The 14,421-nt window shown below is 60.8% G+C and carries 12 protein-coding genes; 2 read left to right on the top strand and 10 right to left on the bottom strand.

Annotated features, from left to right (window positions below; genetic code table 11):
* Nucleotides 1–3: 3 nt before the first annotated feature.
* Both BLQ55_RS04290 and BLQ55_RS04285 read right to left on the bottom strand, forming a co-directional pair.
* Nucleotides 4–483 (bottom strand): DUF4760 domain-containing protein, encoded by a 480-nt coding sequence (locus BLQ55_RS04290; protein ID WP_092252564.1) that lies wholly within the window; start codon nucleotides 481–483, stop codon nucleotides 4–6.
* Entirely contained in the window at nucleotides 476–904 is a 429-nt protein-coding gene (locus BLQ55_RS04285; RefSeq protein ID WP_092252562.1) for a DUF1810 domain-containing protein, read from the bottom strand. Before BLQ55_RS04285 ends, BLQ55_RS04290 begins: the two co-directional genes overlap by 8 nt.
* A gap of 225 nt (nucleotides 905–1,129) precedes the next feature.
* On the opposite strand from BLQ55_RS04285, the gene BLQ55_RS04280 reads away from it, so the two are divergent.
* Nucleotides 1,130–1,930: a DUF3108 domain-containing protein gene (locus BLQ55_RS04280; RefSeq protein ID WP_256326524.1), complete on the top strand. Its 801-nt coding sequence runs from the start codon at nucleotides 1,130–1,132 to the stop codon at nucleotides 1,928–1,930.
* Nucleotides 1,917–2,582, top strand: coding sequence for a LuxR C-terminal-related transcriptional regulator (locus BLQ55_RS04275; protein WP_092204326.1), 666 nt, complete (start codon nucleotides 1,917–1,919; stop codon nucleotides 2,580–2,582). The genes BLQ55_RS04280 and BLQ55_RS04275 overlap by 14 nt, the downstream gene beginning before the upstream one ends.
* Nucleotides 2,583–2,586: 4 nt before the next feature.
* On the opposite strand, the gene BLQ55_RS04270 is transcribed toward BLQ55_RS04275, so the two are convergent.
* The 8 genes from BLQ55_RS04270 to BLQ55_RS04235 all read right to left on the bottom strand — a co-directional run bounded on the left by BLQ55_RS04270 (nucleotide 2,587) and on the right by BLQ55_RS04235 (nucleotide 14,379).
* Entirely contained in the window at nucleotides 2,587–4,242 is a 1,656-nt protein-coding gene (locus tag BLQ55_RS04270) for a sensor domain-containing diguanylate cyclase (protein ID WP_176814177.1), read from the bottom strand.
* Between the two features lie 280 nt (nucleotides 4,243–4,522).
* Nucleotides 4,523–5,221 carry an outer membrane protein gene (locus BLQ55_RS04265; RefSeq protein ID WP_092204327.1) on the bottom strand — a complete coding sequence of 233 codons (699 nt, stop codon included), beginning with the start codon at nucleotides 5,219–5,221 and terminating at the stop codon, nucleotides 4,523–4,525.
* Between the two features lie 56 nt (nucleotides 5,222–5,277).
* A complete protein-coding gene (locus BLQ55_RS04260) occupies nucleotides 5,278–5,799 on the bottom strand; it encodes an SRPBCC family protein (protein WP_256326523.1) in 522 nt (173 codons plus the stop codon).
* Between the two features lie 7 nt (nucleotides 5,800–5,806).
* Nucleotides 5,807–9,217, bottom strand: coding sequence for a beta-ketoacyl synthase N-terminal-like domain-containing protein (locus BLQ55_RS04255; RefSeq protein ID WP_092252560.1), 3,411 nt, complete (start codon nucleotides 9,215–9,217; stop codon nucleotides 5,807–5,809).
* Between the two features lie 74 nt (nucleotides 9,218–9,291).
* Entirely contained in the window at nucleotides 9,292–10,371 is a 1,080-nt protein-coding gene (locus BLQ55_RS04250) for a phosphopantetheine-binding protein (protein WP_092204329.1), read from the bottom strand.
* A 119-nt stretch (nucleotides 10,372–10,490) separates the two neighbouring features.
* Complete coding sequence (locus tag BLQ55_RS04245; protein WP_092252558.1) at nucleotides 10,491–12,254, bottom strand: FAD-dependent monooxygenase; 1,764 nt, start codon at nucleotides 12,252–12,254, stop codon at nucleotides 10,491–10,493.
* Between the two features lie 3 nt (nucleotides 12,255–12,257).
* Nucleotides 12,258–12,869 (bottom strand): HAD-IB family hydrolase, encoded by a 612-nt coding sequence (locus BLQ55_RS04240; protein WP_092204331.1) that lies wholly within the window; start codon nucleotides 12,867–12,869, stop codon nucleotides 12,258–12,260.
* Entirely contained in the window at nucleotides 12,859–14,379 is a 1,521-nt protein-coding gene (locus BLQ55_RS04235) for a class I adenylate-forming enzyme family protein (RefSeq protein ID WP_092204332.1), read from the bottom strand. Before BLQ55_RS04235 ends, BLQ55_RS04240 begins: the two co-directional genes overlap by 11 nt.
* Nucleotides 14,380–14,421 lie beyond the last annotated feature (42 nt).

Genomic DNA, 14,421 nt, shown 5'->3' with positions numbered 1-14,421 from the left:
CCGTCAGACCTGAGAGCACTGGTCGCGCAGCCAGTCGAAGTTGCTCCAGTACTTTCGGTCGCCGCCGGGCTGGGCACGTTTTGTCTCAATGAAAGGGGCAAGTATCTGGTGGCAGTGCTTGATGCTCGGTGCCCAGTTTTCGATGATGATGTGCTTGTTCTTGATCAGGTCGGCACGCAATAACGCCGCGACGACGTCGTAGTTCGCACAGGTCAGCGAGGCGTGCTGGACATGGGTGGCGTCCCATTGGTCATGATGCAGGGTCGACAGCGTGGCGCGAACCGCTTGCCGGGCATCGCGGGCCTGGCTGGCTTGCAGGAACTCGACAATCGAAATGATGCTCTGGGCCTCGGAAGCCTGTTGAGTCGCCTTCAGTTGTGCCGTCAGGATGACCACCTGGCGAACAACCAGGTACATCGACAGCAGGGCCACCAGGGCCACGGCCACCTGGACCACCAACGTCCATGTTTCGTAATTAGACATTTTTTCTCTCTTGCTCCTTAAGTAGTTCCAGTGTTCTTGAGTCGACATTCACCCCACCCTCCAGCGCCCGGGCATACACGCAATGTTCGTTCGCGGCCGCTGCGAACAGCGTCATGCAGGACGCGAATTTCATGGCGTCGAGTGTCCCCAGGAGTTTCTCTACCGTGACTTCCGAGTCCAAGACGGCGCGGGCTGCGCACTCCAGTCGCGGTCCCAGAAGCGGGTGATGCAAATAGTCGCGCGCCTCTTCCAGGTCGCGCAGGCCGTAGTAGGTGGCGTTCTCGCTGACACCCAGGCCGCGTAGTTGGGGAAAGATGAACCACATCCAGTGGCCTTCCTTGCGGCCGCGCCGTAGCTCGAGCAAAGCTTGGTCATAGGTTGACGCTTGCGCCTGGACAAAGCGCTCCAGTGATTCGGTCATGCGAGCCTCTGATACGGTTTCAAGGCTGAAGAATGAAGCGCGTCAGGCTCGATCAAAAATAGTGGCTTTATGATGTCATGGTCTGGCGCGTATCGGTAGTCTCGATCATCACCCCCATTCAGAACGAGGGCAAAGCCTATAGCACACTTGCGCTATAGCGCCGGTCGGCACTCGACCCTAACCTATGAGCGCTATCGGGTTTTCGACCGGCCGCAACGAGCCTATTTGAACAAGGATCTGTTTTTGAAAAACACACCCGCCAGAAAGTCCAACATCTGCCCGGCTTATCGCAAGCGCCTCGCAACGGCATTCGCCGTCTCGGCCCTTGTCGCCAGTGGCTGGGGTTCTTTGATCGCCGGTGCGTCGGCTGCCACTGCCAGTGAGACATCCTCTGCGGCTTGCACCAACGAGGCGGATTTCCAGGCCGGAACGGTGGTGGAATATGAAAGTCGCGACAACCTGTCGCCAGCCACCAGTCGCGGTAAAACCGAGACGCTCGGGCGTGAGGCGTTTGCCGGCGCCAATCCGGTGGCTTCGGTGCACACGTCGTTCCTGAACAATGCGCCGTTTTTCCTGACGACGACCTTCGCCGAGATCAAGGACGGTCGGCTGGTTCGTTACGGCGATCGCCATGGTGCCGGGGCATCGTTGGTGACCACCACCTACCAGCCTCCCGCTTCCACACCGATTGATCTGCAACCTGGGCAGACCGTCACCGTCAGCTACAAGAACAAAGCGGTGAGCGCCGGGGGAGCGGTCGAGTTCGATGTCGTCGAGAAGCTGACTTATAACGGGCGTGAAACGATCAAGACGGCCCTGGGGACGTTCGATACCTGCAAGTTCACCAATGAAATCTCCACGGGCCCGGTTTCGGCCGGGCAGCCGAAACAGGTTGTCGTTGTTCAGAACTGGTTTCCCGCGGACGGACCTTATCGCGGTCAGTCGATCCGATCCGTCACGCCTCCGTTCAATGGCGTTGCGCAGAGAATCAGTGAAGTCGTCAAGATGCAGTATGGGACGCGATGAGAGACGCGTCTCGGGTCGGAAGATTTGCCGGATAATCGTGGCAGATGAGCATCCGCTGTTCCGAGAGGGGATGCTGGTGTTGCTGGAACGCCTGATACCTGACGCAGTGATCGAACAGGCAGGCAGCCTGGAGGAAGTACGGACGCTGGCAACGAATGGACAACCTCTCGATACGCTGATTCTTGAAATACGTCTTCCCGGCCTGGGCTCCATCAGCGAGCTCGCGCAGTTGCGCCAGGCACTCACGCACACCGTGATGATTGTGGTTTCGACGCTGGATGACAGCGATGTCATTGGCCGTGTCATGGCCACCGGTGTAGACGGGTTTGTCGGCAAGAGCCTTTCTCCCGACCAGGTCGGCCAGGCCATCGCCGATATTCGCCGTGGCGAAGTACGGGTCAAGTATGAGCCTTCGGGCTCGCTGCCACTCGGTCCCGATGATGACATGAGCAAGCTCACGTCCCGGCAGCGAGAGGTCTGGCAATTGATCGCCGAAGGCAAGACCAACAAGGAAATCGCCTCAGCGCTTGAGATCTCTCCCTTCACCGTGCGCATTCATGTCTCTTCGTTGATCCGTGCGCTTAACGTTCCCAACAGGGCGGTGGCCGCTGCTCGTTTTGCCGGGCGCGAGGCGCTTCAGACCTTGCGCTAGCGCCTCAGACCTTCGAACTGGCCTGTGCAGCCTCGTCGGTGTGCGAGGTGTCATGGAATTTCGCCTGGGACTTGCCCGCACGCTTGGCCCGGTAGAGTGCTTCATCGGCCTGGGCCAGCGCATCGGCAAACTCGCCGCCGGTCCACAGCGTCCCGCCGATGCTGCAGCCGACCGTGATCGACTCCCCGGTCAGCACGACCGGCTCGGCCAGTTTTGCGATGATGCGCTGGGCGGCGCCCTGCATGCTGGACAAGGATTCTCCGGTACGCAGGCGCAGCAGCAATACGAATTCATCCCCGCCGTGGCGCACAGCGATGTCGCCATCGCGCACAGCGCCCAGGAGCCGGAGGCCGACCTCCTGGAGCAATGCATCGCCAACGGCATGGCCGAAGCAATCGTTGATGGGCTTGAACCCGTCCAGATCCAGGCACAGCACGCCGAAGCCAGGCTGTACGTCGACCTCGCTGCGTACCGCCTCGATGTACTTTTCCAAGGCTGCCCGATTCGGCAGGCCGGTGACGACATCGCGGTAGGCGATACCCTCGACCACGGCCAACTGCCCCCTTTTTCGGGTGAGGCTGTCAACGAGGTGCCGGATCGCAACACTCAGCGTTTCGACTTCGCGCGTGCCCTTGAGCAAGGGAATCCCCACATCGGCGCCTTCGGAAAGGCGCGCGGCAGCCTCGGCGATGACGTTCACCGGCCCGGTGAGAATACCTGCCATGATCCATCCGATGACCGCGAACAGGATGGACAGCAGGCCGCCCCAGAGGAGTATTTCATTGCGCATCTCGCGTGCAGCCGCAAAGGCGATCTCGGCGGGCTGGCGTGTCACCACGGTCCAGCCCAGGCCGGGATAGTCGTCGACGCCGACACTTTGTGCCGCACCTGCCAGATAGAGCTTGCCGTCCGGCCAGCGCTCGACCGACCAGCTTTGTCCGCGCCCATCGAGCGTGATCCCGGCGGGCTTGCCGATCATGTCCTTGGGGCCCAGCAAGAGGGTGCCGTCCTTGCTGATGACCAGGAACTCCAGGCCAGGCAGGCGCTCCTGCAAGGGGTCGAAAAGCGACCGACCGACTTCCGCAGCCCATTCCCAGGAAAGATGTGTCGCGAGCACCCCCGTGAGATTTCCGGCGACGTCCTTGATTGGCATGCTGATATCGACGAATTTCATCGCTTCCCCGGAAGGATTCGGCAGCAGCTTGGCCAGCAGGACGGCTTCGTGGACATCGCCAATGAACGTCTTTTCCCGCGCATTGGCAAAGACCGGCCGTTGCGAGATGTCGGCGCCTGCGAGCACCCCGTTGGTCGATGCGACCACTTTGCCGTGGGCGTCGGTGAGGCCGATCCAGGAATAGTTCGGGAATTGCTGGCTAAGGTGGTCGAGCAGGGCGCGTGCTTCGCCGGGGTTCGCCGTGTTGCGCAGGGTTTCCAGCTTGCTCAGGACCGTAAGCGCTTTTGAACGGTTGCTCATGTCGCGATCGAGGCGATCGATCATCGAGTAGGCATATTCGCTCAGTTGCAGCCCGGTTTGCTCCTTGAGCCGCGAAATGGAGGATTCGCCGATAACGGTGCCGAAGATGCAACTGAGGAGCAGCACCACCAGCGCCACGACGATGGCGAAGCGTGCCCGTAAGCTTTGGAAGAGAGGGATGTACATGTCGGGCCGCCACGGAGATGGAAATTGGAAAGCCTGTATTCCATGGCGTTCTTGGCCTGCATCCTCTCAAAATTTTCCAGTTTGGGGTATCGGTCCGGTCACCGCTGAGCGCGACAAAAAGCGCAATGTCGCTACCGGCCTTTTACGCCGCTGCTGTCAGACAGCGGGGGAGCGATGCCCTTGTGGCTGTGAATGGATACTGATCACGGCGCTTGAAAGGTCTGAAGATACACCGACCGGACGCCCTGCGAATGAGGCAAGGCGCCGCGCCCTCTACCGCTTACAACCAGTACCGCAAACCCAGCATCAGGGACTGGGCGTTGTACTCCGTTTGCACATCGCCCTGGGGCAGGCCCTGGATGTTGCCGAAGTGCGCTTCGCCGGTCTTGAAATAGCGATAATCCAGGGACATGGACCAGTGCTCGCTGAGCTCGTAAGCGACCCCGGCGCCGAGTTGCCAGGCCGAGACGGTGTCGCGATGGGTGTCGCCGAACTTGACGCCGCCGGCTTCCAGGCCGGTGATGGTCAGCACGGCGTAGCCCAGGCCACCGCCAACATAAGGCGTGAACCGGCTCAAGGGGGTTGGCAGGTTCGTGACGTCATACCAGAGGTTGGCCATGAGGCTGGTGGCTTGCTCTTCGCCTTTGCCGTCGATGCTGCCGCCACCTTCGTAGACCCGGTGATTGAACTGGGTCAGGGTGTTGCGGCGGTAGCTCAGTTCCACTTCAGGCCTTAGCCCGACCGGGAATCGCCAGCCCAGTGCCAGGCCGGTGGCGAAGCCGGAATGCAACGGTTGGTTGAATTCCATCTCGACGAAGTCAAGGTCGTTCTGGTTAAGGTCCTGCTCAGCGACCCAGTTCACGCCGCCCATGCCAGTGACATAGGGGCCGAGGGTGTCGGCGAAACTCGACGCTGGGGCGGTAACACACAGGCCAATGATGCCCATGACAAGATACCGGGGGTTTTTCTGTAGGTTCATGCTAGATCCGAAATATTGCTGTTATCGATAAGTAGGCGAAGCGTGTCCGAAGACGTTCATACGAGGTGCAAGGGCGTCGCGGTTTTCCCGTGCACCGATGTGTCGATGGCCCGTTGTTCAGCCAGCCTGCACAGGTTGTCCAGTGCGGTAGTCATCGCCTTGGTCAGCGCTTTGCGCAGCATCCCGCGGTACAGGAAACCCAACGGGCCCGAGATCTTCGCGCTATGGATGACATGGGTTTCATCAGCAGAGAGCCTGCGCATCCGATGATCGAATTCGAGGTCGATCCAGAGCAGCCGGGCGCTGTTGCGATAACTTTCGTGCGGACTCACGGCTTCCAGTTTCAAAGGCATCTTCAAGCCATTCTTGAGGACACATCTGCCGCGGGTTCCAGCCTGGAACGGACCGTCGAGTTGACACTGGCGGACGTCGGTATCCCAGAGCGGCGCTTCGGGAAAATTGCTCCAGAGCTTCCAGATTTCGGAAGGGGGCGATTTGACTATGACTTGCACGTTGACATCGTTCACGGCGACACCTTGGATGTGGGGGGCACGGTCATGCTGGGTAGGCAGGTCCATTCAATGCTCAGGCTGCCGGTTCCGATTGACTCAGCACCTGGGCGGTAATGCTGGCTTGACCGATTTTTTCGCCCCGGTTGAACAGGTCGATATAGATGCGGTTGGTCTTGAAGGCCTGGAGCGACGCATCGAAACCGGCTTGCGGCGCCAATGACAGCGGGCTGTTCCTGGGGATGGGCCGGTCCAGGGTGAAACTCAAGGCCAGCAGGTTCATCGGGGTATTGAGCGGGATCCGCAGGTGGCTGTGGGCGATTTGCATGTAGCACTGGCGAGCCACTTCGAGGAAATACACCATCGAATAGTGCTGGGGATCGCCGGCCTGGAAGAAGTGTTCCGCTGGCAATTTCACGGTGTCCACGCTCAGGCCCTGGGCGACGCCGCTCATGTCGCTGACGATGACGTTTTCCGCCCTGGCCTTGTGCAACAGCGCCTTGTCGCGGCAGGGCGTGGCGCTGAATTCGCCGGACGGTGAGGTCTCGAATGCCGAGCTGTAGGCCATGGCGAGGACGCAGGTGCACATCACTTTTCCGGCCTGCATGACTTTCGCGTTGAACACCTGGGGGTCTTCGCCTTGTTCGACGTGCAGATCGACCGTGCCCTGCTTCTGTACGTAGTGCTGGAACTTGATCGTCAGGGTCTTGATGTAGGCGACCCGTCCGCTCAGAGGCGGCATGGCCAGTTCGAGCAGTTGCAGCACGCCCTCCAGGAGCAAGATGCCCGGGATGTGATCCAGGGGATGATCGAAGAAGTACGGGTGCGCTTCATTCACCACGAGTTGGGCGTGCAGCGACTGAGGGGTGCGCAGGGCATTGGTTATCACGCTATGTTCCGCGCTGCGCTGCCAGTGCGCCGGTTGCTGGGCGGTATCGCCACGGTGCAGGGTGAACAGGCTTTCCATGGCGCGCACCCGTACCCGCAGCCCGGAGAGCAGGGTGCTGGTGAGCATGTCGCTGAGCTGCTGCACGTCGACGCCATCGTTCTGCGGCTCGCGGACCAGGCTGACAGGCGTGATGACTTGCTGCAGTTCCTGGGATGACGAATGGGCAAAGCGCAACATGAACGGATGCTTGATGGGCGAGTTGACCTCGGCGGTGGTCGGGTTCCACTGGCGAAGCTGCTCGGTAAACAGCCACATCACCGCCTTGCCGGCGTCGCGCACTTCGATCACGGTATGGGTCGCGTCCCGCAACATCACCGCCAGCAGGGTTTCGATGCCACTGGCTTCGGCGAGGAAACCGGTGATTTCCTGCAGCGATCCGCTGGCAGGCGTCGCAACCGGCTGCAACTCGCAGACTTCAACGTGCAAAGAGTGGCCGGGCGCTTTGCCCAACAACCGGCAGGCCTCTTCCAGTGTGCCCGCCGCATGGGCGAGGACCGCGGCGCGAATCACCAGCAAGGGTTTGTCAGTGGCCTGGGGTTGATAGCGACGCAGCGCGATCAACCCCAGGCCTTCACCTTGCTGGGTCGCGTTGCACCGAGCGCGCTCGACCTCGATTTCACCGCTGAAAAAACGCCCGGCGCCGAGCAGGAGCGTGGTGATGCCGTTGTCGAACCATTGCGGCGAGGCCAGCAAGGTCTGCCAGAACAGGCCCGCCGTGCCGACCAGGGTCTGATGGAAACCCTTGAAGTCGAAAATCTGCGCCGGGTAGCCGGATAGCATGTTTGGCAGCATGGTTGCCACGTCAGTCACCTCGACGCCCGGCGCCGCGCCTTGTGCCCGGGAATAGAAGTTGTGGGCGCTGCTATAGGCGTTGCTGAAGCGCTCGCCGCCCATGTTGCAGCACATGACCATCGCGGTGCCGGGCGAACCGGCCACGCCCGGCAAGCGCCGCAGCAAGTGATTGACGCGATCGGTGATCAACAGCTTGAACGGATCGACGTGGGCCAGTGGCTTGGGGCCCATGCCGAAGCCGTCGATATCGATGACGTGGTCCTGGGCGAGGAATTTGCCCAGCAAAGGCTGGCCGGGAGCCGGGGTGTAGTCAACGAAGCGCCCATAAGGAAACACGACCGAAGGTGCGGCGGGTTGGTCGAGCTGTTGCTGGAATGCTTGCAACGAGCGGTGGCTGCCCAGCGCGGCTTCAGCCTCGACAATGGCAAGGTCCAGCATCAGCACGCCGGAGGTGGTTGCGGGGGCTGCGGCAGGGTGGTCGCCGGGCAGGTATTCGTCCACCACCAGGTGCGCGTTGGCGCCGCCAAAACCAAAGCTGGAAATGCCAATCCGGATCGCCGACGGACGCGCTTGCAGAGGCTGTACCTGCTGGGTGGCGAGTCGCAGGCAGGTGTCGTCGACCTTGGTGCTGGGGCGGTAGCCGGGCTGCGGTGGAATGCCTTTGTGGCGCAGTATCATCAAGGCCTTGGCGAGCGACGCGCCGCCGGCGGCGGCCAGGGGATGGCCGATGACCGACTTGATCGAACCGATGGTGATTTTCCGGTCGTCCGGGCGATGGGGGGCGAAGAAGCTGTTCAACGAGGCCAACTCCGTCGCATCTCCCAGCGGTGTGCCGGTGCCGTGGGTCTCGATGTAGTCCACGTCCCTTGGATCGAGACCGCGATAGGCACGTTGGTAAGCCGAGTACTGGGCCTGTTTGCCGGGGGCGAATACCGAGCCCTCGGCACCGTCGGCGGACATGCCCACGGCGCGCAAGACCCCCAGGGGACGGCGCTGCGCCGTCAGGGCCTGGGCGACGGGTTCGACCAGAAACGCGACCGCACATTCGCCCGGCACGATGCCGTCTGCGTCCTGGCCGAAGGCTTCCATCCGCGCCCGCGCGGAAAACGCCGTCAACTGCGAGAACCCCAGGAACAGCGCCGGAGGCAGCACGGTGTTGAGGGCCATGACAACCGCGTTGTCCGCCTGGCCACTGTTGACCAGCGCCTGGGCCATATCCAGGGCGTAAGGGAACGAACTGCAGGCCGTGTCCACCGATAACGCCGGGCCACCCAAGGCAAAGGCCGCGGCCAGTGCCGCCACTTGTTCACCTGGTGTAAAACCCGGTGGCGCAGCGGTTTTTCCGGACATGCCGGTGACGAAATAGCTCTCGTCGCTCCAAGACGTCGCGACCACCAGCGCCGTGCGTTCGCCACTCAATGGCGAGCCTTGTGCGGCGAGTTGGGTCAGCAGCGTCCGAAGCACCTTCTTGCCGATGGCGACCTGCCTCCCTTCGTGCCGTGACGGGATCGAAGCGTCATCGGTCAGGCAAAAAGCGCTGTCCAGGTACGTGCGATCCTTCTCGCCGGCCTTGGTTGAATAGATCGACGCCTTGTCCACTTCCCAGCGTGTCGGCATCGATTCCATCGGTGCGACCTGCCCTTGGGCGAGCAACTGCCAGAGCGCCTCCGTTGACGGTGCCCCCGGAAACTCGCCCGCCATCGCACTGAAGCAAAAATCGCCCGCTGTCGTTACTGCGCCACTCATACCCTGTCTCCTGATCGCCAAAATGCTGGGTGACCTGTTCGGTCACCCGGATTCCATTCCTGTTGCTGCTGGGCTCAGCTCAGCCTGGCCAGCAGCGACAAGGCATCCTGGGGCGTGCGACGGGACATCAGCGCTTCACCGGCAAACTCGCTGGCCGGGCATTGCTGCGCCATGGATTGGCAGAGCGCCTCCCGGGCAAAGCCGTTGAGACCCAGTTGTGCGAAAGGCGTCTGGATATCGATCGCCTGCGCTGCGTCCGGGATCAATGGCGACAGGGCGTTGAGCAGCAGGTTTTCCTCCTGTCCTTGAGTGGCTGCCGCGGCAGGGGAAGGCGCCGCTTGTGGCTGGGGATCGGCCAGGGTCGCTTGAATCAGGGCGATGGTTGCCTGCGGGAACTTGGCATTGGCCAGTTCGGAACTGTGAGCCTTGAGCTGCGGCCACTGGGCGACTACCGACTCCAGGAAATCCAGCTGCACCAGCGAATCCAGGCCCAGGTTTTCATAGCTGTGTGTCGGGTCGATCTGCTCGACCGTAAAGCCGGTGATCGCCGCCAACTGGTCGAGTACCCACCCTTGGACATCCGACGCCGATGCCTGCGGATCGGCTTCGAGCCGTGCCAGCAAGGCGGTCGGGGTCGGGGCATCGAAGAGCTGCGAAGTGAGTGCTTTCTTTTCCGGGAAGTGCTGGGCCAGGGATTCGAAAATATCCACCAGCCCCAGCGAGTCGATCCCCAGGCTTTCGAAACTCTGATCGAAGTCGATCTGTTGTGCCTGGAACCCGGTCACCGTGCTTATTTCGCTGCGCAACCATTGCCCGTAGCTGAGTGCGGTGGCCTGTTCGACGGTTTCGGCGGCGGGCACCGGAGCCAGTATTGTCGGGTTCGAGTGAACAGGCTCCAGCACCGCAATATTCTGGCTGCCGGGGGCGGCGATCCCATGGGCATAAACGCCCTCGAGCACTTGTTGATGAGCATTGAAATAGTGAGCAGTGACGGATTCGGCCTGTTCCAACACCCGCAGCAATATCGCTTCCTTGGCGATATTGGATTCGCACAATGATTCAATGATCTTTTCGGACAGAGAGAAATAGCTGTGGGCTATTCTTCCATTGGACACGATGAATTCCTGCACCACATCGTTAAGTTGCATGCGCATAAGGTTCTCCTAACCAAAGTCGGTGGATATTTCTATACAGAAGAAAGATCAGAAATCGCGGCCCGGGAATGGGCCGTGTTTATATCAATGAAGCAAACTGGCAGTAGCCATGGAGCGACTTAAAGTTGGAGTTCCACTGCGTCGATCTCGCGAGTCAGTGTCTTTCTGGCGCCCTTGAGCAACCCGGACCTTACGTTCAGATAGGTCACCAGCGTCATTGCATCGGCGCTCTGGAAAGCGATGTAGCCGTCAGGGCGAATCAGCATCAACGTGCCTTCCTTGGCGTGGTAGCGCTTGTGCAGCCGCCAATCGGGGTCCAGCAGTGTCGAGTGCCAGGCCGGTAGCCCGGCGCTGCTCAAGGCGTCGATCACGCAATAGGCCTTGATGCCCGGGTAGTCCTTTTCCACCGACTCGGCCAAGGCGTAGTAGCCCGGCAATAACGGCGAGAACTGATCGGCCGCGCTGAAGATCAACAACGTGAACGTGCCATGAAACAGGTCGATCAAGCGCTTCGTGGGCAGCCCTTGCAGTTGCCACAACTCGACATCCGGCGCCAGTTGCCCGGCGCGGGGCGCGGCGGTCTGGAACTCGGGTTTTTTCCCTTTTTTATTCCAGTTTTTGCGCTGCTTCTTTGTCAGCGATTCTTGGATGTAGTCACTCTTGCCATAGTGGTACTGATGACCGGAAATCATCGACGGCAACCTGCGCTGGACCTTTTTCCGGTTGCTCAACAGCGGCAGGACATGGTCGCGTAGCCAGACCAGGGCACGCCGCCGGACGGTAATCAGCCGTGTCAGGCGGTGTGCGGTGTTCTCGACTTCCAGGGCAACCGGATAACGCTCTTCGTTGTAGCTGTCGAGCAAGGATGGGGCCGCCAGGCCTTGGGCGACATAAGCGATTTTCCAGGCCAGGTTATAGGCCTCGGAAACCCCCAGGTTCATCCACTGACCCCCAATCGGGCTGCCGATGTGCGCCGAGTCTCCCAGCAGGAACACCGAGCCTTGCTGCATCGTTTGCACGCGGCGATGCTGGAACGAGGCGATGGTGGTCGATGAGATGTTGGACAGCGTCATCTTTTGCCCGCGTCCTTCACACAGGCGCTGGAAGTTCTCCAGGCTCAAGGACGGGCGCTCGCCTTCGGGGGGCAGGTTGTAGGGCATTTCGATGAACAGCCGATAACGGGACTGGGCGCTGATCGGTGCGACGGCCACATAACCGTCCTGCGCACCCAGGAAGAACGCGCCCTCATCCTGGCTGCCGGACCATTGGATATCGGCGTCGGCCAGCATGAAGAAGCGGTCGTAGGACGAACCTTCGAAGGTCATGTCCAGGCGTTTTCTGATGTTGCTGCGAGCCCCGTCACAGGCGGCTACCCAGCGACTGGTGAAGGTTTCGTCGGTGCCGTCGGCATGCTTGAGCGTCATGCGCACCGAACCCGGCAGGTTTTCGATGTCCACCAGTTCAGTGCTCCACTCCACTTCTGCGCCCAGTTCCTTCAATCGCTCCAGGAGAATCTTCTCGGTTTGCGGCTGTGGCAGGCTCAAGAGCAGGGGATAGGTCGCGTCCAGGTAGGAGAAGTTGTAGTTCAGCACCCGCCTGGCGTTCGACTGCACGGAGAATTGGTTGATCGTGAAGCCGTCGTTGATGGCTTGCTCGGCAACACCCAGGTCTCTGAAGATTTCCAGGGTCCGGGAGTGGATCGCCATGGCCTTGGTCGCCGTCGAGGGGCCGGCGTTCTTTTCAATGATGCGAAACGCCACGCCCCATTTTTTCAGCATGATTGCCAGGGACAGGCCAATGGGGCCGGCACCGACGATCATGACGGCCGGGGCGCTGCCAGGGCGCTTGAAATGCTGGGGGGCCAACGTGCTCAGAGTGTTCATCGATCAGTACCAGTTTCTGTAGAAGGGAGAGTTGGCAATGCCGAGCAGGGCATCGTCGCCTGACGAGTCGCCGTAGGCATAAATGTAAAAATCATCCAGGTTGTTCAGGCAGCCTTTGAGCCGCGTGACTTTCTCTCGCTCTACACAGTTGGTACCGGCTATCCCGCCAGTCAGTTTGTTCTTCGCCGTGGCCAGGCGGGTGCCGCACACATAGTCGAACCCCGCGACCCGGCCCCAGGGAATCAGGTAGTTTTCCGGCGAGTTGCTGACCAGGGCGGTGACGTGCCCCATGGATTGATGCCATTGCAGCCGCCGCAACGCCTCGGGCCTGAGCCAGCGCGGAAGCTGTTCGCTGATGAAGTACTTGGCGTGCTCGCGTTCTTGTTCCACCGAGAGCCCGCCCAGGTAACAGGCGATGAAGGCCAGGCGCGCTTGCATCAGCGGCGTGATGCCCAGGATCACGCTGAGCATCTTGGGCAGCAGGGGAATGATCCTGAGCCAGAACGAACGGGTGCCCACGATAAAACGCATGTAGCGCCAGAACGTGTGCCGGTCGGTCAATGTGCCGTCGAAGTCGAAAACGGCCAGTACCGGTTGGGTGCTGTTAGCGTGCATGTGCCTCTTCCTTGAGCGAGATGATCTCGATGGTCTTGGGCAGCTTGAAGCCCGACAGGTAGCGCGAGAGCAGGGTGCAAAGCGCGTTCTGGGTCAGCTCGCCGCTCCCTTCGACGCACAGGTGCAGCACGTTGACTTCCTTGTGGTCCGGGACGATATAGGCCCTGGCCCGCACCACGTCGGGGTGCTTTAGGGCGATGGATTCGATTTCCACCAGGTCGACCATCTGCGCCTTTATCTTCGAGATCCGCAGGCGTTGGCAAAAGAAAAACACATGCCCATCGTCGTCCCGCCAGACCAGGTCACCGCTGTGGAACCAGCCCTCGCGGAAGAACCGGGCATTGCTGTCCTCGGCATCGTTGTAGCCGTCGATCACCATCGCGCCGCGGATCAGTAATTCACCGATGCGCCCGGGTGCCACGTCCTGGCCCTCGGCATCGACGACGCGCAGTTCCACGCCGTCGATCGGCTGGCCCATGGCGCCGCGATGGACCTCGCCGATCGAGCTCTGGACAATGACCGGCATGCTCTCGGTCAGGCCATAGCCTTGCAGCACGGGACTGCAACCCAGCAGCTTGCCCAGTTTCTCGGCTTCATCGGCCGGCAGGTGGCTGCCGCCGGAATACATCATCAGTTGCGGGTGCAGCGGCAACGGCGTGCCTTTGCGTTTGGCCAGGCGCGTATTGAAGTAGCGGATGACATCGGGCACCAGGCAGGCAAAGGTAACCTGATGCTCGGACAAGACTTCGGCCAGGTCGCGATTGAGCAGGGTGTTGGTCATGAGCAACGTGGCGCCCACGCTCAATGGGAAGACCATCATCACCGACAGGCCGAAAATGGCATACAGCGGCAGTGTCACCAGGTGCACCGAGCCGACGCCCTGCCGGTGAAAGTGCTCGTGCAGGCCATCGCTCGATTGCGTCAGGTCGAGGTAGCGGTGAGCGACAGCCAGGGGCCTGCCGATACCACGGTAGGTGAACTGCACCGAGACGATCGGATTGCCTTCAGGCAACGACAAGGGTTCGAGCTGTCGAGGAAGTTCAGAGGCGGCCGTTGCATTGGTGGGCAGGGGCGATGACGGTTCGCTCGCACCGTCCAGCACCAGGGAGTGCCTGACGCCATTGTCCGGCTGGAATACCTCGCTGTGTTGTCCCCACAACGTTTCGGTCGTGACCACCAGCGTCGGCCTGGCGAGGCTGACGACACTGTTCATTTCGAAGGGAGTCAACTTGTAGTTGAGGATGACCGGGATGGCTCCCCGCCCGATAATCGCCAGGTAGTAAGCGATGAACGCCACCCCGTTGGGCAGCACCAGCGCTACTTTATCGCCTGGCAATACACCGAGTGCCGTCAGGGTACCGTTGCAGGCTTCGGCCTTGATGCGCAGCTCGCGGTAAGTGACGGTCTCTTCTTCCGTATCCAGGTGCCGGATAGCAACTTGTTCGGGGAACGATTCCGAAAAACCGACAAAGCGATGCAGAAAACCTTCTTTATATGAAAGGCTTTTCATTTACCAACCTCTTTCAATCCTTGGATATAGGGCGCGTCAAAA

Origin of the sequence: Pseudomonas sp. NFACC13-1 (assembly GCF_900104425.1) — a bacterium.
In the GTDB taxonomy this organism is placed as follows: domain Bacteria; phylum Pseudomonadota; class Gammaproteobacteria; order Pseudomonadales; family Pseudomonadaceae; genus Aquipseudomonas; species Aquipseudomonas fluorescens_AA.
Note: the sequence above shows the minus strand (reverse complement) of the source record. Positions and strands in the feature narration are given on the sequence as shown.

What these genes read in the sequence shown, in the direction of transcription:
- BLQ55_RS04290 (WP_092252564.1), bottom strand. Translation starts at nt 483, where the DNA reads ATGTCTAATTACGAAACATGGACGTTGGTGGTCCAGGTGGCCGTGGCC.
- BLQ55_RS04285 (WP_092252562.1), bottom strand. Translation starts at nt 904, where the DNA reads ATGACCGAATCACTGGAGCGCTTTGTCCAGGCGCAAGCGTCAACCTAT.
- BLQ55_RS04260 (WP_256326523.1), bottom strand. Translation starts at nt 5,799, where the DNA reads ATGGACCTGCCTACCCAGCATGACCGTGCCCCCCACATCCAAGGTGTC.
- BLQ55_RS04265 (WP_092204327.1), bottom strand. Translation starts at nt 5,221, where the DNA reads ATGAACCTACAGAAAAACCCCCGGTATCTTGTCATGGGCATCATTGGC.
- BLQ55_RS04245 (WP_092252558.1), bottom strand. Translation starts at nt 12,254, where the DNA reads ATGAACACTCTGAGCACGTTGGCCCCCCAGCATTTCAAGCGCCCTGGC.
- BLQ55_RS04255 (WP_092252560.1), bottom strand. Translation starts at nt 9,217, where the DNA reads ATGAGTGGCGCAGTAACGACAGCGGGCGATTTTTGCTTCAGTGCGATG.
- BLQ55_RS04250 (WP_092204329.1), bottom strand. Translation starts at nt 10,371, where the DNA reads ATGCGCATGCAACTTAACGATGTGGTGCAGGAATTCATCGTGTCCAAT.
- BLQ55_RS04240 (WP_092204331.1), bottom strand. Translation starts at nt 12,869, where the DNA reads ATGCACGCTAACAGCACCCAACCGGTACTGGCCGTTTTCGACTTCGAC.
- BLQ55_RS04275 (WP_092204326.1), top strand. Translation starts at nt 1,917, where the DNA reads ATGGGACGCGATGAGAGACGCGTCTCGGGTCGGAAGATTTGCCGGATA.
- BLQ55_RS04270 (WP_176814177.1), bottom strand. Translation starts at nt 4,242, where the DNA reads ATGTACATCCCTCTCTTCCAAAGCTTACGGGCACGCTTCGCCATCGTC.
- BLQ55_RS04235 (WP_092204332.1), bottom strand. Translation starts at nt 14,379, where the DNA reads ATGAAAAGCCTTTCATATAAAGAAGGTTTTCTGCATCGCTTTGTCGGT.